This window comes from Streptomyces sp. ITFR-6 (assembly GCF_031844725.1).
Lineage (GTDB): Bacteria > Actinomycetota > Actinomycetes > Streptomycetales > Streptomycetaceae > Streptomyces.
In genome coordinates, this window is the sequence record NZ_CP134612.1 from 556,657 (window position 1) to 574,952 (window position 18,296).

Annotated in this window: 14 protein-coding genes; 8 read left to right on the forward strand and 6 right to left on the reverse strand. The window is 70.4% G+C overall.

Annotated elements, in window-relative coordinates:
• Positions 1 to 94 precede the first annotated feature (94 nt).
• A complete protein-coding gene (locus RLT59_RS02375) occupies positions 95 to 1,603 on the reverse strand; it encodes an MFS transporter (protein WP_311301807.1) in 1,509 nt (502 codons plus the stop codon).
• A gap of 212 nt (positions 1,604 to 1,815) precedes the next feature.
• On the opposite strand from RLT59_RS02375, the gene RLT59_RS02380 reads away from it, so the two are divergent.
• From RLT59_RS02380 to RLT59_RS02400, 5 genes are all read left to right on the forward strand, one after another.
• Entirely contained in the window at positions 1,816 to 2,718 is a 903-nt protein-coding gene (locus RLT59_RS02380; protein ID WP_311301808.1) for an RNA polymerase sigma factor SigF, read from the forward strand.
• Between the two features lie 199 nt (positions 2,719 to 2,917).
• The gene (locus RLT59_RS02385; RefSeq protein ID WP_311307587.1) at positions 2,918 to 4,138 is read left to right on the forward strand and encodes a PP2C family protein-serine/threonine phosphatase; all 1,221 of its coding nucleotides are present in this window, start codon (positions 2,918 to 2,920) and stop codon (positions 4,136 to 4,138) included.
• The gene (locus tag RLT59_RS02390) at positions 4,128 to 5,747 is read left to right on the forward strand and encodes a sensor histidine kinase (RefSeq protein ID WP_311301809.1); all 1,620 of its coding nucleotides are present in this window, start codon (positions 4,128 to 4,130) and stop codon (positions 5,745 to 5,747) included. The genes RLT59_RS02385 and RLT59_RS02390 overlap by 11 nt, the downstream gene beginning before the upstream one ends.
• The gene (locus tag RLT59_RS02395; protein ID WP_024492202.1) at positions 5,744 to 6,187 is read left to right on the forward strand and encodes a response regulator; all 444 of its coding nucleotides are present in this window, start codon (positions 5,744 to 5,746) and stop codon (positions 6,185 to 6,187) included. The genes RLT59_RS02390 and RLT59_RS02395 overlap by 4 nt, the downstream gene beginning before the upstream one ends.
• A 102-nt stretch (positions 6,188 to 6,289) precedes the next feature.
• The gene (locus RLT59_RS02400; protein ID WP_311301810.1) at positions 6,290 to 6,745 is read left to right on the forward strand and encodes an ATP-binding protein; all 456 of its coding nucleotides are present in this window, start codon (positions 6,290 to 6,292) and stop codon (positions 6,743 to 6,745) included.
• A 52-nt stretch (positions 6,746 to 6,797) separates the two neighbouring features.
• On the opposite strand, the gene RLT59_RS02405 is transcribed toward RLT59_RS02400, so the two are convergent.
• On the reverse strand, positions 6,798 to 7,973 hold the full coding sequence (locus RLT59_RS02405) for a PP2C family protein-serine/threonine phosphatase (protein WP_311301811.1): 1,176 nt from the start codon (positions 7,971 to 7,973) through the stop codon (positions 6,798 to 6,800).
• Between the two features lie 80 nt (positions 7,974 to 8,053).
• Here RLT59_RS02405 and RLT59_RS02410 point away from each other — a divergent pair, with 80 nt between their 5' ends.
• A complete protein-coding gene (locus tag RLT59_RS02410) occupies positions 8,054 to 8,551 on the forward strand; it encodes a MarR family winged helix-turn-helix transcriptional regulator (RefSeq protein ID WP_311301812.1) in 498 nt (165 codons plus the stop codon).
• A gap of 330 nt (positions 8,552 to 8,881) precedes the next feature.
• Positions 8,882 to 9,214: an STAS domain-containing protein gene (locus RLT59_RS02415; RefSeq protein ID WP_311307588.1), complete on the forward strand. Its 333-nt coding sequence runs from the start codon at positions 8,882 to 8,884 to the stop codon at positions 9,212 to 9,214.
• 72 nt (positions 9,215 to 9,286) lie between these two features.
• Here RLT59_RS02415 and RLT59_RS02420 read toward each other — a convergent pair whose 3' ends face one another.
• The 3 genes from RLT59_RS02420 to RLT59_RS02430 all read right to left on the reverse strand — a co-directional run bounded on the left by RLT59_RS02420 (position 9,287) and on the right by RLT59_RS02430 (position 15,352).
• Positions 9,287 to 11,650: a GH92 family glycosyl hydrolase gene (locus RLT59_RS02420; RefSeq protein WP_311301813.1), complete on the reverse strand. Its 2,364-nt coding sequence runs from the start codon at positions 11,648 to 11,650 to the stop codon at positions 9,287 to 9,289.
• Positions 11,651 to 11,778: 128 nt separating this feature from the next.
• A complete protein-coding gene (locus RLT59_RS02425; protein ID WP_311301814.1) occupies positions 11,779 to 14,460 on the reverse strand; it encodes a PA14 domain-containing protein in 2,682 nt (893 codons plus the stop codon).
• A gap of 190 nt (positions 14,461 to 14,650) precedes the next feature.
• On the reverse strand, positions 14,651 to 15,352 hold the full coding sequence (locus RLT59_RS02430) for a (2Fe-2S)-binding protein (RefSeq protein WP_311301815.1): 702 nt from the start codon (positions 15,350 to 15,352) through the stop codon (positions 14,651 to 14,653).
• 232 nt (positions 15,353 to 15,584) lie between these two features.
• On the opposite strand from RLT59_RS02430, the gene RLT59_RS02435 reads away from it, so the two are divergent.
• Positions 15,585 to 16,940, forward strand: a complete 1,356-nt coding sequence (locus RLT59_RS02435; protein WP_311301816.1) for a DMT family transporter — start codon at positions 15,585 to 15,587, stop codon at positions 16,938 to 16,940.
• On the opposite strand, the gene RLT59_RS02440 is transcribed toward RLT59_RS02435, so the two are convergent.
• A complete protein-coding gene (locus RLT59_RS02440; protein WP_311301817.1) occupies positions 16,910 to 18,295 on the reverse strand; it encodes a transglycosylase family protein in 1,386 nt (461 codons plus the stop codon). The genes RLT59_RS02435 and RLT59_RS02440 overlap by 31 nt on opposite strands.
• Between the last annotated feature and the right edge of the window lies 1 nt (position 18,296).

An 18,296-nucleotide genomic window follows, 5' to 3' on the forward strand; every position in this document is an offset into this window, starting at 1 on the left:
TCCGGCCGCGGGCTTCCGCGCGAAGCCGCCGCACTGCGGGCCGAACGCCCTCACCAAGTTTGCCATGCTCCGGCGGCTGCTCCATTCGAGTGCGTCAGCCTGGTTCGCCCGAGGGCGCGGCCGAGGGCCGCGTCCCGCTTCCGCCCGCATCCTTCCGGGTGCTCAGCGGCGCGGCGATGTCCTCAAGGGACCGGCCCTCCGCCGCTACCGCGAAGAAGCAGGCCACCAGCCCGGCCGCGATCATGAGCACGGCCCCGATACAGAAGGCCAGCGCGGTGTCGGCCACCACGCCGCTCTCCGTGAGGTCGGCGAAGACGAGGGGCCCGGAGATTCCGCCGGCGGCGGTGCCGATGGCGTAGAAGAAGGCGATCGCCATCGCGCGGGTCTCCATCGGGAAGATCTCGCTGACGGTCAGGTAGGCGGAGCTGGCACCGGCGGACGCGAAGAACAGCACGACGCACCAGCACGCGGTCATGGTGACGGCCGAGAGCCACCCGCTGTTGAAGAACCACGCGGTGACCAGGAGCAGGACGCCGGACAGGATGTACGTCCCGGCGATCATGGGTTTGCGCCCCGCGGTGTCGAAGAACCGGCTGAGCAGGAGCGGTCCGAGGAAGTTGCAGGCGGCGATGACGGCGAAGTAGTAGCCGGTGGCGCCGCTCGACACGTCGAAGAACGTGACGAGGATCGAGCCGAAGCCGAACGTGACGGCGTTGTAGAGGAAGGCCTGCCCGATGAAGAGCGAGAAGCCCAGCACGGCCCGTTTCGGGTAGGACCGGAAGACGGTCCTGGCGATCAGCCCGAAGCCGATCCCGCCCCGCTGCTCGACGGTGATGCTCGTCTCTGCCTCCGGGAGCTTCCGTCCCGTCTGTGACTCCACCTCACGTTCCACCTCGGCCACGAGCTTCTCGGCTTCCTCGTCACGGCCGTGGATGAACATCCAGCGGGGGCTCTCCGGCACATGGCGGCGTACGAGGAGGATGACGAGTCCGAGGACGACCCCCAGGGCGAAGGTGAGGCGCCAGCCCACGTCCTTCGGGAAGATGGACGTGTTGAGGGCGAGCACGGAGAGCAGCGAGCCGGCCACGGCTCCGAGCCAGAAGCTGCCGTTGATGATGAGGTCGACACGTCCCCGGTACTTGCTCGGGATGAGTTCGTCGATGGCCGAGTTGATCGCGGCGTACTCCCCTCCGATCCCGAAGCCGGTGAGGAACCGGAAGAGGAAGAACCACCAGACCGAGAAGGAGACCGCGGTGAGTGCCGTCGCCAGGAGGTAGACGGCGAGCGTGATCAGGAAGAGCTTCTTCCTGCCGTAGCGGTCGGTGAGCCACCCGAAGACCAGCGCGCCCGAACACGCCCCCGCGACGTACATCGCCGCGGCGATCCCGGTGACCTGGCCGCCGCTGATCGGCAGACCGCTGCCGTCCTCGGAGAGCCGGCTCGCGATGTTGCCGACGACCGTGACCTCCAGGCCGTCCAGGATCCAGACCGTCCCCAGCCCGATCACGATCATCCAGTGCCACCCCGACCAGGGGAGCCTGTCCAGTCTCGCCGGAATCCTGGTCGTGACCGTGGCAGGCCCTGTGGAATCTCTGTTCGCCATGGCATCTCCCTGCGTCGGATACAAGACAGTGCCCGCGAATGCGGGGCGGCAACATCCCGGATCCAAGCGGCACTGACACAAAAATGGGCATAACAGGCACTCATGTCCGTTGCCGCCACGACGGCGAGAAAGAATCGCACCCATTCGGCATGACCTCGCTGATGCGGGGCACACGAGGTCTGACGCACTTGGCTAGCAGGAGGGGCGACAACATGGCGGCCACGACGGAGCAGACCGGCGCAGTCCTTGGTTCCACCCGCACGTTCTCCGAGCAGACCGGCATCCGTTCGGAGCCCGGCACCTCGGAGCTGCCGTGGATCGAGGACACCGGGAAGGTGGCTCCGAAGGACGCCCGCGCCCTGTCGAAGCTGTTCCTCGACCGGCTCCAGGTCCTCGAAGAGGGCACTCACGAATACCAGTACGCGCGCAACACCCTCATCGAGATGAACCTCTCCCTGGTGCGGTACGCCGCCTCGCGGTTCCGCAACCGCGGTGGCGACGACACCGAGGACATCATCCAGGTGGGCACCATCGGGCTGATCAAGGCGATCGACCGGTTCGACCTCTCGCGTGACGTCGAGTTCGCCACCTTCGCGGTCCCCTACATCGTCGGGGAGATCAAGCGCTTCTTCCGGGACACGACCTGGGCGGTGCACGTGCCGCGGCGGCTCCAGGAGCTCCGTGTCGACCTGGCGAAGGCGAAGGAACAGCTCTCGGCGAAGCTCGACCGCGATCCGACGGTCAAGGAGCTGGCCGAGCTCATCGACCTGCCCGAGGAAGAGATCATCGAGGGACTCGTCGCGGCCAACGGCTATTCGGCGGGGTCCCTGGACTCCCCCTCGGCCGAGACCGATTCCGGCAGCGACCAGCGGTCGTTCGCCGAGATGATCGGTGAGGCCGACCCCGGGATGGAGACCGTCGAGAACCTCCACACGCTGGCGCCGCTGCTGGAACAGCTCGACGAGCGCGAGCGCCGCATCGTCCAGATGCGCTTCGGCCAGGAGATGACGCAGTCCCAGATCGGGGCCGAGCTCGGCGTCTCGCAGATGCATGTGTCACGGCTGCTCGCCCGCATCGTCAAGCAGTTGCGGGCCGGGATGTCCGTCGAGGCCTGAGGCCCGAAGCCTGAGAGCGTCCGGCAAGGCAACGCAAGTAGCGCATCGCACAGCAGCTGAATGGCGCCTACCCGCACTGGGGCGGGCGTCATACACATATGCTGCCTGGCGACGGCGGGCGGCCCGCTCGATCACAACGAGAGGGTGAGGCGTGGCTGAGACGCGTACTGGCTCCCACGCGCGGCATCCGGTCAGCGCGATTCTCCCGGCCCAGACCGGGGCACAGCCGGGCGGCCGGGCCTCCGTGTGGGACGTCAACGCCGCCATCCTGCTGGTGGAGGACGACGCGGGCGACGCCCTCCTCGTCGAGGAGATGCTCGCCGACGGCGAGCTGGACTCCGCGCTCACCTGGTGCAAGACGCTGACCGAGGCCCTGACCTTCCTGCGCGGACACCGGACACCCGTCTGCGTCCTGCTGGACCTGCATCTTCCCGATGTGCACGGGCTGAGCGCCGTCACGCAGATCGTGGAGACCACTCCGGACGCCGCGATCGTGGTGCTGACCGGGCTGGCCGAGGCCGAGGCCGGGCTCGACGCGGTGGCCACCGGTGCGCAGGACTACCTGGTCAAGGGCCGGCTCGACCCGCAGGCCCTGTCCCGCGCCGTCCGCTACGCCCTCCAGCGCAAGCAGGTCGAACGGGCGGCGGCGGCCCTGCGCGCCAACCAGCAGATGGCCCAGGAGAACGCCCGCCTCGAACGCGGGCTGCTGCCGGTACCGCTGCTGAACGACGACGGCTTCGAGGCGGTCGCCCGCTACGAGCCCGGCCGCGCCCACGGTCTGCTCAGCGGTGACTTCTACGACGTGGTCCAGACGTCCGACGGCACGGTGCACGCCGTGATCGGCGATGTCTCGGGGCACGGCGCGGCGGAGGCCGCGCTGGGGGTGTGCCTGCGGGTGGCCTGGCGCACGGCTGTGCTGTGCCGCACCGACCAGTTGGAACAGATCGGCCTGCTTGAGGAGATCCTGGTCGCGGAGCGGTCCGACCCGCATGTCTTCGCGACCGTCACCTCGCTCGTCTTCCCGCCCGGCGGGGACCACGTCCGGATCGTGCGGGCAGGACACCCGGGGCTGCTGCTGCGCCAGGGCACGGACATCGAGTGGGTGGAGCCCGAGGGCGGTATCGCGCTCGGACTGCTGCCCGGTCACGGTCAGTGGATCTCCACCGACCTGACGCTGGCGCCCGGCGCCCGTCTCGTACTCTTCAGTGACGGCCTGTTCGAGGGGCGCACCGGCCCCGACACCCGGCTGGGCGAGGACGGACTGCTCGCGATGGCCCGGAACCGGGCCGCGCTTCCCGCACGTCCGTTCATCGACGCCCTGGTCGACGGAGCCGCCGACGCGGCGGCTCCCCACGGCGGCCTCGCCGACGACGTGGCCGTGCTGCATCTCGCCTGGAACAGGACACCTCATGACCAGTGATTCACCGGCGGACGCCCCGCTGCTGCCGGGACGGCTGGCACGACTGTCGGTCCAGAACTGGGTCCATCTGATCCTGGGCTGCTTCGTCATGGTCGTATGCGGCTGCCTGGTCATCGGCGGACTCGTACTGGCCCGGATATCCGACCGGACCACCGAACTGGTGGACCGCATCCAGCCCGCCCGCTCCGCCTCCTTCCAGCTGCAGAACGCGCTGCTCGACCAGGAGACCGGGGTCCGGGGCTACGCCCTCAGCGGCGACCCCACCTTCCTCCAGCCCTACGCGACGGGCAAGCGCGACGAAGAACAGCGGCTGGCCCGGGTCCGTTCCGCGATGGGCGGCGCCGAGCCGTACGCCCGTGATCTGGACCGGATCGCCGCGGCCTCCGCGCAGTGGCGCAAGGAGCACGCGGAACCGCTGATCGCCGCCGTCCGCCGCGACGGCCGGCAGGGCCGCGCTTCCGCCCGGACCTCCGAGAGCAAGACCGCTTTCGACACGCTGCGGCGGCTCTACACCGCACAGCAGTCGCATCTCGACACGGCCCGCGACCATGCCCGCGCCCAGCTCAACGACGCACGCGTCACCCGCGACCGGACCCTGATCGCGCTCGTGGCCTGCTTCGTGATGTGCGTGATCGCCCTCAGCCTGCTCCTGCACCGGGTCGTGGGAAGGCCGCTCCACTCGCTGGCGGAGGCCTCCCGGCACGTACAGTCCGGCTCCTTCCGCCGCCGGATCGAGGTGCGCGGCCCGTCCGACGTGAGGGCGGTGGCGGCTGCCGTCGAGGACATGCGGTGCCGGCTGGTCGAGGAGCTCGACGCCGCCACGGAGCGGGAGGAGCTGATGGCCCAGCAGACGGAGGAGCTCCGCCGGTCCAACTCGGAGCTGGAGCAGTTCGCGTACGTCGCCTCGCACGACCTCCAGGAGCCGCTGCGGAAGGTCGCTTCCTTCTGCCAGCTCCTGGAGAAGCGTTACGGAACGGAGCTGGACGCGCGCGGCAAGCAGTACATCGACTTCGCGGTCGACGGCGCCAAGCGCATGCAGGTGCTCATCAACGACCTGCTGACCTTCTCCCGGGTGGGCCGGGTCCACGACAGCTGGAACACCGTCGACCTGGACCGCTCGCTGGACCGGGCGCTCGCCAATCTGACGCTGGTCATCGAGGAGTCCGGGACCACGGTCGTGCGCGAGGACGCGCTGCCCGAGGTGAACGGCGACGGTACGACCCTCGCCATGATCTGGCAGAACCTGATCGGGAACGCCGTGAAGTTCCGCCGCGCGGACGAGCCGTGCGTGATCACGGTCGGCTGTGTCCGGGAGGACGACGTCTGGCACTTCACCGTGACGGACAACGGGATCGGGATCGCCCCCGAGTTCGCCGAGAAGGTCTTCGTGATCTTCCAGCGTCTGCACGCCCGCGACGAGTACGACGGCACGGGGATCGGACTGGCCCTCTGCCGCAAGATCATCGAGTTCCACGGCGGCCGGATCTGGATTGATCCCGAACCCCGCCGGGGCACCCGCATCCACTTCAGTCTGCCGGCCGAGGACGACGATTCCTCTGCCGAGGCCGAGGCCGCCCCACCCGCCGAGATCTCCGGAGATACCGCGTGACCCATCCCGCACAGCCCATCGAGGTCCTGCTCGTCGAGGACGACCCCGGTGACGAGCTGATGACGCGTGAGGCGTTCGAGGACAACAAGATCCGCAACACCCTCCACGTGGTCCGTGACGGACAGGAGGCGCTCGACTTCCTCTACCGCCGCGGCGAGCACGGCGAGGCGCCGCGCCCCGACCTGATCCTGCTCGACCTGAATCTGCCCAAGTACGACGGGCGCCAGGTGCTGGAGCAGATCAAGCAGGACCCCGAACTCTCCCTCATTCCGGTGGTCGTGCTGACGACGTCCTCCGCGGAGGAGGACATCCTGCGCAGCTACAAACTGCACGCCAACGCCTATGTCACGAAGCCCGTCGACCTCGATCAGTTCATCGCGGCGGTCCGCCAGATCGACGAGTTCTTCGTGACCGTGGTCCGGCTTCCCGGACGTGCCTGAAATCTGCTGACACCGGCCGGGAGTGGGATCTCCCGGCGCGGGTACACGAGCAGCGAGAAGAGAGGCCCCCACGGCCTCCCCGCAGCGCCCTGGCTGGAGCACATGAACGAACAGGCCATCTCCCGGCCGGACGACTCCCCGATGAGCCGTCCCCCCACGGAGACACTGCACGCCGCCGAGGTGTTCGACGGCGAGCCCGGGTGCATCTCTCTGGCGCGGAGTCTGGCCGACCGTTTTCTCGCGCGGCTCGTCTCCGAGTGGACGGCCGTGCTCGGCACCCACACCCGCAACGATCTGATGCTGGCCGTGAGCGAACTGGTCACCAACGCCGACCGCTACAGCCACGGCCCCTATCTGCTGGAGCTGGAGGGCACGGCCGAGCGGATCAGCGTCACCGTGTACGACAGCAGCAGCGCGCTCCCGGTCTTCTACTCCCCCGACCCCAGCCGGCTGGGCGGTCACGGCATGGAGATCGTGGTGGCCCTGTGCGACCGGCTGACGGCCGAGCGGGTGCCCGTCGGCAAGCGCATCCGCGCCGAATTCACGCTCAGCAGCTGATCCGGGCCGCCCCGGCGGTCTCCGGTTCCGACGGCCTGCGGGCCCGCGGCGGTCAGCCGCCGCTGTCGTGTCCGCCGAACCAGTCGATGCAGACGACCAGCGCGTCGTCGAGCGGGTCCGATTCGCGGTAGTCCGCGAGTTCACGCAGCACGGCGCCCGGCACAGAGGCGGCGGGCAGCAGCCGGGTCGCCAGGACCGCCCTGGCGAGACCCCGCTCGACGTAGGGCTCACCGAGCGGCGAGACGGTGTCGTACACCCCGTCGCTCACGAGCAGCAGCCGGTCGCCGGGGACCAGCTGGAGGTACTGGACGTCGTACCGCGACTCCTCGAACATGCCGAGCGGCAGCTGCGCGTCCAGTTCGATGCGGGCGACCTTTCTGCCGCGCAGCCGCCACAGCTGCGGGGAGCCGGCGTCCACCGCGCCGACCGTTCCGGTGGCGAGGTCGAAGCGGAGCAGCAGGGTCGACACATGGGCGGCGCCGCGGTGCTGGTCGTAGAGCGCCTGGTCGGCGAGTGCGGCCTGGTCCGCGATGCCGATGCCGGCCCTTCTGGCGTTGCGCAGGGCGTTCACGGCGAGGTTGGTGAGCAGGGAGGCCTGGATGCCCTCGCCCATGCCGTTGGTCACGGAGACGGTCAGCTGTTCGCCGTCCGCGGCCCAGTCGAAGTTGTCGCCGTGGATGGCGTAGGCAGGCTCCAGCTGGGCGCCGATGGCGTACTCGGCCGCGGTGAACGCGCGGGCGGGGAGCAGCTGCCACTGCATCTCGGCGGCCAGGGTGAGCCGGGCGATGCGGCGGGCGCCCTGGTACAGGTCGGTGTCCCGTTCGGCGACGATGATCTCGTGGCCCAGCAGGTCGGCCACCTGGGCCAGCTCGTCCATGGTCCGCGGGGTGGAGCCTCCTGCCGGGAGGCGGACGGTGAGGATGCCGAGGCGCTCGCCCCGTACGGTGACGGGGAAGTGGTGGTCGACTGCGCCGTCCCGGCCGGCCGGCTCCTCGTGCGGGAGCTGGCTGCCGAACGTCCGGCCCTGCGGACTGTTGTGCATCGACAGGGTGCGTTCACGCCCCGGCGTGGAGCCGACCGGCTTGAGCACCGTCATTCCGTAGTCCGCCAGCAGCAGTTCCACCGACCGGGCGTCGTACGCCGCGGCGAGTGCGCCGCGCACCGTCTCGACCAGGGCGTGCGGTGCGGCCGCGCGTACGGCTCTCTCGATTTCGGTACGGACGTTCACGGTCTTGCGCTCATTCCTCTTCGGGTCGTGGGGTGTGGGCCGGGCTGACAGGAGGGTGTGCCGGATGAAAGAGTGGATGGATGCGCCACCGTACCGACCCTCCTCACCGCCTTGAGCGGGTGTCCGAGGACGTGTGTGCCGCATCGGAACTGCTTGAGGTGTTGTGGGGCCGCGGCCAGGAGGCCGCGCGTCCGGGCACGGTGTCGACCTCGCAGCTGCGGGCCCTCCTCGTCATCGAGAAGCAGGAGGGCAGCAACCTCCGCTCGCTCGGTGAGGCGCTCGGCTCGCGGGCTCCGTCGGTGAGCCGGCTCTGCGACCGGATGGAGGCCATGGGCCTCGTCCAGCGGGACCCGAGCCAGACGAGCCGCCGTGAGGTCGAGCTGCGGCTGACGGGCCGGGGCCACACCCTGCTGGAGGAGTACCGGGCGATCCGCACGCGGGAGCTCTCCGCCGTGCTGGAGCGGATGCAGCCCGCCGACGTGGCGGCGCTCGCCGGGGGGCTGGCCGCCTTCCGTTCGGCCGCGGCGCAGCGGCTCACCGCCGACCGGCTCCGTGACGACATCGCGGACAGCGCCTAGGGTCCGCCCGGCGAATCCCAGGCGTCGCGGGCCCACGAGGATTCGCCGGACAGACCCTAGCCCAGGCTGACGCGGCACTAGCTTCATCGGGCCTCTGCTTCAGCGTTTCCGAGGTACGCCCCGAGGGGATGCGCCCATTGATCGTTCAAGTACAGATTGTTGCTCCACGGAGAATGTTGGCAAATGGCAACTATTACTTCTATCGTTGGCCTCCACCCGCCGCGAGCAGGACGGACATGCACCGGACCGTCCGCGTCAGCCGGTGTTCTCTCCCGCCGTCCAGTGCGTCATGAGGTGATCGTGCTCCCATCCCCCAGTGCCGGCAGAGCCCTGAGAATCGTCCCACGCGAGGACCGGGGGGCGCTGGTGCTCGCCGTGACCGGCGACCTCGACATCGACAACGTCGCCCCGCTCGGCGCCGCCCTGGAGAGCGCGGCCGCGGACGGCGAAGGCCCCGTCGTCGTCGACCTCTCGGACGTGAGTTTCGCGGACTCGACGACGGTGAACGTGCTGCTCCAGGGGCAGACCCTGCTGGGCCCCCGGCTGCGGCTCGCGGAGCCGTCCCCGTTCATGGAGCGGCTCATCGGGGTGCTGCGCCTCGACAGCGCCCTGCCGGTCTTCGCGACCGTCACCGAGGCGATCGACCCCCCGCTCCCCCGCTGAATCCCGAACGCCGGGCGCCCTTCCCCCGTGGTGTGGGGGAAGGGCGCCCGGCGTTGCCGCGGAACGGCCGGGTCAGCCGAGCGCGGGCGGAGCGTCCTCGGGCGAGGTGCCCCAGGCCGACGGCGTGTCGCCCACCGTGAAGGAGAGCGAGCGGGCCGAGCGGATGTCGTCCGTGGTCAGGTAGGTGCGCGACTGCTTCGCACCGTCGAGCCGGGCGGACTGGATGTAGCGGTCGGTGTCAGAGGCGCCGGGAGCGCTCACCGTGAGCGAGCCGCGCGGGTAGTACCGGCGGTCGAGCTTGATGTCGACGCGCTCGAACGCGGGCGTGGACAGCCCCCAGGTGTCGGTGCCGGGCTGGACCGGGAAGACCCCGATCGAGGACAGCACCATCCAGGCGGACATGGTGCCCAGGTCGTCGTTGCCCGTCATCCCGGTGGGACCGTTGGTGAAGAGCGTCAGGGCCGCGTGGACCACATCGGTCGTCTTCCACGGCTGGCCGGTGGAGAGATAGGTGTACGGGGCGATCAGGTCGGGCTCGTTCTGCGGGTTGTACTTGTCGGCGTTGTAGTACGCGTACGGGCCGTTGACCCAGACCTCACGGGCGGTCTTCGCGGGGTCGGCCAGCAGCTTGTCGTACGCGAAGAACGAGTCGAGCCGCTGGTTGGCGGCGTCCTTCCCGCCGATCAGGTCGACCATGCCGGGGATGTCCTGCGGCACCATCCACTGGTACTGCCAGGACGTGCCCTCGTGGAAGCCCTCGCTCTCGGCCGGGTCGACCGGGCCGGTGAAGGCTCCGGCGGCGTCGCGGGCGCGGAAGAAGCCGGTCGAGGGGTCGAAGATCTTCCGGTAGTTCTGGGCGCGGGCGTCGTAGCGGGCGGCGTCCGCCTTGTGGCCGAGGTCGCGGGCCATCTCGGCGAGCATTCCGTCGGACAGGGCGTACTCCAGGGTGGCGGAGGCGCCGTGGTCGAAGTCGGAGTCACCGGGCTTGGCGTGCTCACGGTCCTTGAGGTACGGGGCGAAGCCGTCCTTCAGGTACTCGGCGTTGGCCTCCCGGCCGACCGGGGCGGAGTCCGTGGGCGGCACACCGTCCGCGTTCTTCTTCAGGGCGCGGTACGCCTCCTCCTCGTACCCCTTCAGCAGTCCCTGCTGGTAGGCGTTGGTGAGGAAGGGGGTGACCGGGTCGCCGGTCATGATGTTCGTCTCGACCGTGCCGTAGCCCCACTTGGGCAGCCAGCCGCTCTCCGCGTCGATCCGCAGGACGGATATCGCCATGTCGCGGGACTCGCGCGGGGCGAGCAGCGAGAGGAGCTGGGCCTGGGTGCGGTAGGTGTCCCAGAGCGACCAGTTCTGGTAGTAGGTGAACGTCCCCTTGGCGGAGACAGCGCGGTGCTTCTTCTGGTCCCAGCCGGTGTAGCGGCCGTCCACGTCGCTGCCGACGTTGGGCGCGAGGAAGGACCGGTAGAGGGAGGAGTAGAAGGTGCGGCGCAGTTCGTCGCTGCCGCCCTGGGCCTTCACGCCTTCGAGGCGGTCCTCCCAGGTGTGCTGCGCGGCGCGCTCGACGCGGTCGAAGCCGAGGCCGCCCTCGGCGCGGAGGTTGAGCGCGGCGCCCTTGGCGTCGACGTAGCTCAGGGCGGTGGTGGCCTCGACGGTGCGGTCCTTGCTGGTGTCGAAGCGCAGCCAGGCGCCGTTGCGGGCGTCGGTGGCGGAGGACGTCTTCGAGCCCTCGGTGACGGTGTCGCCGTTCCAGGTGCCGGAGGTGGTGAACGGCCGGTCGAAGTGGGTGACGGTGTAGACCGTGTACGGCTTGGTGTCCTGGCAGAAGCCGCTGCCGGTGATCGCGGTGCGCACGGTGCGGCTGTCCAGGATCTCGACCTTGGACGAGAGCGTCTTGTGCAGCGACTGTCCCGCGTTGAGCAGGACGTTGGCCTTGTCGGTGGCCGGGAAGGTGTAGCGCTGCACGCCGGTGCGCTGAGTAGCGGTCAGCTCCGCGTCGATGCCGGTCTTGAGCCCGACCTTGTAGTAGCCGGGGCTCGCCTTTTCGTCGTCGTGGCTGAACTCGGCCGCGTACTTTGCGTAGTCGGTCTCGGTGACGTCGCCGGTGGTGGGCAGAGTCGGCAGATCGCCGCCGAGTCCGCAGCCGACGCCGGAGAGGTGGACGGCGGAGAAGCCTCGGATGTGGTTCTCGCCGTAGTCGTAACCGGTGTTGTGGCCGGTGTCCGGAGAGAGCTGCACCATGCCGAAGGGCACGGAGGCGCCGGGGTAGGTGTTGCCCTCGTTCTGGGTGCCGATGAACGGGTTGACCAGATCGGTCAGCCGGCCGTCGTTGCGCGGCGCGGCCTCGACCGTGGCCCCCGTGGTGAGGACACCGCCCAGGAGGGCTGCGGCCGCGAGTGCGGCCGCCGGGCCGCGCAGTCGCGGCCGTGGGGTCCGGTGCATGGGAATACTCCTTCGGACAACGTTGTCAGAGCGCGATCATTCTTGGTTCCCCGTCTGCCCCCGTCAAGAGGGCGGACGGACCCGGTCCGGCCCGCCCGCGAGGGCCGGACCGGAGCGGATCACGTGGTTCAGCCGGCGGGGCATCCCGCGACGGCGGGCTGCGAGGCGTCGCGGATCAACGCCTGCTGGGCGTCGTGCACCCGCTTCACATCGGGCTTGACGACCCTGCGGTCGTAGGTGAGCAGACCGTTCAACTCACCCTCCACGTCGGAGATCTGCGTGTACACGGCGCCGTTGCTGCCCTTGCAGGCGAGCGCGTGCACCTCGTCGAGCTTGGCGAGGTAGTCGTCCGTGTAGGTGGCGGGGTCGACGGCGATGTACGACTGCTGCACGGCCCAGGCGTGGCCGGGGACCGCGAGTCCCAGCCCGCCGTACTCGCCGCTGATCAGGGCACGTTGACCGTCCGGCTTCGGCAGCGCCGGGCTCGGGTAGCCGTGCTCGTCGATGATGTCCCCGGTGCCGCCGTCGACGCCCAGGTTGATCCCGGACATGCTGTTGACCAGGCGGGTCGGGTCCCAGGCCTTGGCCTGGTCGGCGATACGCGCCTCGTCGTACTGGCCCCAGCCCTCGTTGAAGGTGACCCACATGACGACGGACGGGTGGCTGGAGTGTTCGTCGATCATCTCCTTCATCTCGTGCTCGTACCCGGTGCGGGCGGCGGCCGACGGGTTCACGGTGTTCATCGCCGGCATGTCCTGCCAGACCATCAGGCCCAGCTTGTCCGCCCAGTAGAACCAGCGGTCGGGCTCGACCTTGATGTGCTTGCGCACCGAGTTGAAGCCCATCGCCTTGTGCATCTTCAGGTCGTACGCGAGTGCCTCGTCGGTGGGCGCGGTGTGCAGCCCGTCCGGCCAGAACCCCTGGTCGAGGGTGGCCATCAGGAAGACCGGCTTGCCGTTGAGGACGGTGCGCGGGGTGCCGTTCACCTTCTCGACGGAGATGGACCGCATCCCGAAGTAGCTGCCGACCCGGTCGGAGCCGACGGTGACCTTGAGCTGGTAGAGGTGTGGATCGTCGGCGGACCACAGGTGCGGGTCCGGGATCCGCACCTTCAGGGCCGATCCGCTCCGCCCGGTGGCCGTGCCGACCTTGCGCTTGCCGTCGTACGCGGTCGCGGTGACGGGGACGCCGTCACGTACTCCGCGTACCTCGACGGCGACGCTCCTGCCCGGGACGTCCGGGGTGATCTTCAGCGAGTCCGCGTGGTCTGCGGCGACCGGCTCCATCCAGACGGTCTGCCAGATGCCCGACGACGGGGTGTACCAGATACCGCTGGGGTCGAGGCGCTGCTTTCCCATCGGCGGGTTCTCGCCGTCCTTGGCATCCGTCGGGTCGTAGACGCCGACGATCAGCTCCTGGGTGCGGCTGGGCTTCAGCGCGTCGGTGACGTCGGCGCTGAACTTGTCGTAGCCGCCCTTGTGTTCGGTGACCTTGTGCCCGTTGACGTACACCTCGGCCTGCCAGTCGACGGCGCCGAAGTTGAGCTGGAGCCGCTTGCCCGAGCCGACCTTCCAGTTCTTCGGAACGGTGAAGGTACGGCGATACCACATCCGGTCCTCATGCCGTTCGATCCCGGAGAGCTGGGATTCGACCGGGTACGGGACGAGGATCTTCTCGCCGAGCTTCCTACCGACCGGGGGCCGTTCCCCCGCCTTCGCCGAGGCGAACTCCCAGGAGCCGTTGAGGTTCTGCCAGTTGTCGCGGGTGAGCTGGGGGCGCGGGTACTCGGGGAGCGCGTTCTTCGGCCCCACCTCTTCGGCCCACTTGGTGCTCAGCTCGTGCGTGGAGTGGTTCGGCCCGCTGGACCAGAAGGCACCGACCCGCTTGCCGTCCTCACCGGCCAGTGCGCCTTCGCCGTCGTAGCGGATGTCGGCCAGGCCGGTGGCGTTCCCGGCCTTGTTGCCGACGACCGGCTCCTTGAGGGCGACGGTCAGGCTGCGCGGGTCCTTCGGGTCGGCCTTGGCCGCGCCGAGCGGCCACTCGGCGCCGCCGATCACGGCGTCGAGGTGGTTCACCAGGCCGGCCGGGAGCTTCCCGAGCTTCTGCGCGAAGTCCAGCTTGAGGGTGCGGCCGTCCGCGAGCACGGTGGCGGCGATCGCCCCGTCGTACGCGAAGTCGTCGGGCAGCCGGAAGGCGGACTGCGGCACCGGCACCTTCGTGCCGCCGGGCTCCGTCCACTTGAGGTGGAGGTTCGAGCCGCCCTCGTGCTCGAAGTACTCGACCTTGAGGTCGTAGGCCTTGCCCGCGGTCAACTCGACCGGCTCGGAGGTCTGTTCCTTCTCCCAGTCGTCGACCCAGTGGTCGATGACCGGCTTTCCGTCGATCCAGAGGCGGAAACCGTTGTCCCCGATCATGGAGAAGGTGTGGGCGCCGGACTTCTCCGGCACGATCTTCCCGGTCCACCGGATGCTGGCGTCGTCGGCCTGCCCGGTGGCCGAGGACAGCCGCGACTCCAGGCTCTGGAAGTCGATACCCGGGTCGAATCCGGTGGCCTTGAGCTTACCGAAGTCGAAGGCTCCCGGGGCGGACTGGGTGTAGTACTCCCCCTTGAGCCCATGCACGTCGGCCGGGCTCCCGGGGTCCTGGTCCGCCGCGGAGGCGACGGGTACGGCGGACAGTCCCGCGGCGCCGACGACGGCGGCGAGCAGCAGGACAAGCTTGTTTCTGATGCGCACGGATCCTCCTTGTGAGGAAGGGTGGCGGCTCGTTGCAACAGGATGTACAACGTTGGAAGGAACGGCAGTTGGCATGACAGCACGACCGATACGGCCCTGTCCAGGTGCATGACATTCGACTCTCCGGAGGGAGCAACACCGGGAAAACCGGCGGCACATCGGCATGGCACCGGGCAGGAGACGCCTCCGCCACGCTGCCCTTAGGCACGCCCGCGACCAGGCCTTTCCGACCCTGGTCCGCCCGTTAGGGGTTACGGGCCGGCCCTTAGGGGCGCGCCGCCGTGCCGGGCGCGCTGTCGAAGACGCAGTCACCGCACAGGCCGCCGCCCGGAACGCGGTAGTAGAGACAGCAGGTGGTCCGGCGGAACCCGGGGCCGTGCGGGGCGCCGGTGTCGCGCAGCTCGGGGTGGTCGAAGAGTTCGGCCGCCAGGGTGCTGGTGCGGGCGGCGACGTCCGGCCTGCCGTGCGTGCGCGCCCAGCCGGTCAGCTGGCGTACGGTTCCGGCCAGTGCGGATCCGGCATTGCCCCGCAGGAGCCGGGACGAGACCGCCGTGTCGCGGCGGATCGCCGCCGCGAGCGGTTCGAGATGGCCGTACTGGACGACGTCCCTGATCCGGGCCGCGGTGCCCGGCAGCGGCTCGGCGGAGTCCGTCCACAGGTCCTCCGGCGCCGGCCGGCTCGGGTCCCAGTGGAGGTTCTCCGGCCGCAGGTCGGGGAAGCGGCCCGAGAGTGCCGCGGGGCCGAGCGCGCAGGACCACAGCCGTGCGGCCAGGCCCAGCTGCGCCACGGAGGCGGCCACCCGGCGCTCGGTCGTGCCGAGCCGCTCGGCGACGGTGTCGATGCGGGAGGTGAGCGGCGCGGTGCCGCCCGCGTACAGGCGGGCCAGCGCGCGGTGTCCCCCGTCCTGCGGCGGGGCCGCCCCGAGCGCGAAGAACACGCTCACCGAGGCCGCTCGCGGCTCGTCCATCGCACTGCCCCCTCCGCTCTCCCGGCCACCTGTCGTGACGCCGCGGACACCAGGAGTGCCACGGCTCGCGGTCCACCGTATCCGTACGGGATGATCGTTCTGACGCCGGTCACCGGGGGGACTACCGTCGGGAGGAGGACACCGTAACCACTGTCGTACTACCAAAGCAGTACGCCGGATCGCCGTCTCAGGGACGACGACGCGGCGGCTTTGAAGGGCCATCGTGGTGTACATGAGTTCCCTCGCGCTGTCCGTGCTGCTGTCACTGGTCTCCGCGGTCGCCTACGCGGCCGGCGCGATCGTCCAGGAGCGCGTCGCCACGGCCTCCGACGGCCGCTCGTTCGCTCCGCTGCGCAATCGGGTCTGGTGGGCCGCGGTCGCCCTGAACGGGGTGGGAGCGCTTCTGCACGTGGTGGCGCTGGCCTACGGCCCGCTCAGCCTCGTGCAGCCGTTGGGCGCCCTGACCATCGTCTTCGCCCTGCCGATGGCCGCCCTCTTCGTCCACCGCAGGGCCGGGGCGACGGCCTGGCGCGGCGCGGTGATGGCGACCGTCGGGCTGGCGGGTCTGCTCGCCCTCACCGGAAGCTCCGACGCCCACACCCTGGGCGGCCCGCAGCAACTGATGCTCGGCACGATGACGTCCGGCGCGGTGGCGGCGCTCGTCCTGCTGTCGAAGGCGATGCGCCGGCCGGTGATGCGGAGCGTGGTCCTGGCGGCGGCCGCCGGTGTGGCGTTCGGTATCGCCTCCGTGTTCACGAAGACCGTGGCCATGGAGTGGACCTCGGGCTCTGTCGGAACCGGGCTGCCTGCCCTGCTGGTGATCGCGGCCCTCGCCGCCACCGGGCTGCTGCTGTCGCAGGCCGCTTACCGGGGTGCGGGTCTGACCGCCCCGCTCGCCACGGTCACCGTGGTGAATCCGGTGGTCGCGGCCGTCGTCGGCCTCACGCTGTTCGGTGAGTCGTTCCGGCACGGCACCGCGGGCGCCATGCTCGCCCTCGTCTGCGGGGTCGTCGCGGCCGGCGGGCTGATCCTGCTCACCACGGAACGGATGGGCGCGGAGCGCCGGCGGGCCCAGGAGGCGGCGGACGGCGGGGCTCGGCAGGCCGGGAAGAGCGCGGACGAGGCCCCGGGCGCCTCCCGCTCACCCGCCGTACCCGGATCCGATGCCTCACCCGGACCCGGTGGCTCAACCGTCGCCGGACCCGGTGGCTCAACCGTCTCCGGCGGGGAGGCCGGGGATTTCGGCGGGCCCGCCGGCTCCCCGGACCCGGCGGGCGCAGCACGGCGGCAGGCCGGGGCGGCTCGGGGCGCGGTGGCGTTCCCCGGTCCCGCGGGGCCGGAGCACTCGATTCCGGAAGCGCTTCCCAGCCGGCTGTCGCCGCCTGTCCGGACCCCGCCGGGGCTCCGGTCGGTGCAGGTCGAGTTCGGTCCGGGCCCGCGGCCGCCGCACACCGCCGGCGCGGGGCGCGGCGGATCGCCCGCCGGGTCCACCGCCTCACCCGCCGCTGCCGGCGCCACAGCCGTGACGGCCGATGACACCGGTCGGGGCGGGACCGTTCAGACCTTGACGCCGCCCGCCCTGAGGTAGGCCAGCGGGTCGATGTCGGAGCCGTACTCGGGGCCGGTGCGGACCTCGAAGTGCAGGTGCGGACCCGTCACGTTGCCGGTGGCGCCGGAGCGGGCGATGCGCTGCCCCTCACCGACCCGCTGCCCGGCGCGCACGTGGAGCGCCGAGAGGTGCGCGTACTGGCTGTACTTGCCGTCGCTGTGCCGGATGACGATCTGGTAGCCGTACGCCCCTCCCCAGCCGGCCGTGACGACCGTGCCGGAAGACATCGCCTTGACCGAGGTGCCGGTGGGCACGGGGAAGTCGACGCCCGTGTGGTAGCCGCTCGACCAGGCACCGGACTGCCTGTACTGGGTGCCGGTGCGGGCCTCGACCGGGGCCGTGATCCCGGCGTGCTTCGCGGTGTGCCCGCTCTTGCGGGCCTCGGTCTTCTTATGGGCCTCGGTCTTCTTGTGCGTCTCAGTCTTCTTGTGGGCCTCGACCTTGTGGGTCTCGACCTTGTGGGTCTCGGTCTTCTTCGGTGCGGGCCGGGCCTGCTGCTTGGGCTGTGCCACCGGCTTGGGGTGCGACGGCCTGGCCGTCCGCTCGGGGTGCGCCTGCTTCGGCGCAGGCCGGACCGCCGGCTTCGGATCGGCCTTCGGGGCGCTCTTCGTGGCCGCCCGTGGAGTACCGGCGAGGTCGAGGCTCAGCCGCTGGCCGGGGAAGATCAGGTCCGGGTCGTCACCGACGACCTTGCGGTTCGCCGAGTACAGCCGCTGCCAGGCACCGAGATCGCGGTCGGCCGCGATCCCGGAGAGCGAGTCCCCGCTCGCCACGGTGTACGAGTCGCGCTTGCCCGGCACCGATGTCGGCGTGCCGGCCGCCGGAGTCTGCTTCGGCCGGGCCTTCGCGGGTGCCGAGGCCTTGGCTTCGGAGGCCTTGGCCTCCGGGGCGGCCCGTTTCGGCGCCGCGACCTTGGTCGTCCGCTCGGACTGCGGGCTGATGTCGGGAGAATCGCCGCCCCGTGCCAGTCCCGCCCGCGCGGAACAGACCGGCCAGGCGCCCGGCCCCTGACCCTTCAGGACCTTCTCCGCGATGGCGATCTGCTGGTCCCTGCTGGCCAGGTCGGCGCGTGGCGCGTACTCCGCGCCGCCGTACGCCGCCCAGGTCGACCGGGTGAACTGGAGCCCGCCGAAATAGCCGTTGCCGTTATTGATGTGCCAGTTGCCGGTGGACTCGCACGCGGCCACCTTCTCCCAGACATCGCCCGACGCCGCACCTGCGGACGCGGCCGTGATCAGCGGGAGTGCTAGTCCCGCACCGCCCGCTGTGACCAGCACCGAGGCGCGGTTGATGCGGCTCGGCTGGTATCTGCGGTGCCGTCCGTTCGCGGCCATG

Excerpts from the sequence above, each read along its gene's own strand:
- RLT59_RS02375 (WP_311301807.1), bottom strand. The coding sequence starts at position 1,603 with ATGGCGAACAGAGATTCCACAGGGCCTGCCACGGTCACGACCAGGATT.
- RLT59_RS02380 (WP_311301808.1), top strand. The coding sequence starts at position 1,816 with ATGGCGGCCACGACGGAGCAGACCGGCGCAGTCCTTGGTTCCACCCGC.
- RLT59_RS02390 (WP_311301809.1), top strand. The coding sequence starts at position 4,128 with ATGACCAGTGATTCACCGGCGGACGCCCCGCTGCTGCCGGGACGGCTG.
- RLT59_RS02400 (WP_311301810.1), top strand. The coding sequence starts at position 6,290 with ATGAACGAACAGGCCATCTCCCGGCCGGACGACTCCCCGATGAGCCGT.
- RLT59_RS02410 (WP_311301812.1), top strand. The coding sequence starts at position 8,054 with ATGCGCCACCGTACCGACCCTCCTCACCGCCTTGAGCGGGTGTCCGAG.
- RLT59_RS02420 (WP_311301813.1), bottom strand. The coding sequence starts at position 11,650 with ATGCACCGGACCCCACGGCCGCGACTGCGCGGCCCGGCGGCCGCACTC.
- RLT59_RS02425 (WP_311301814.1), bottom strand. The coding sequence starts at position 14,460 with ATGCCAACTGCCGTTCCTTCCAACGTTGTACATCCTGTTGCAACGAGC.
- RLT59_RS02430 (WP_311301815.1), bottom strand. The coding sequence starts at position 15,352 with ATGGACGAGCCGCGAGCGGCCTCGGTGAGCGTGTTCTTCGCGCTCGGG.
- RLT59_RS02435 (WP_311301816.1), top strand. The coding sequence starts at position 15,585 with ATGAGTTCCCTCGCGCTGTCCGTGCTGCTGTCACTGGTCTCCGCGGTC.
- RLT59_RS02440 (WP_311301817.1), bottom strand. The coding sequence starts at position 18,295 with ATGGCCGCGAACGGACGGCACCGCAGATACCAGCCGAGCCGCATCAAC.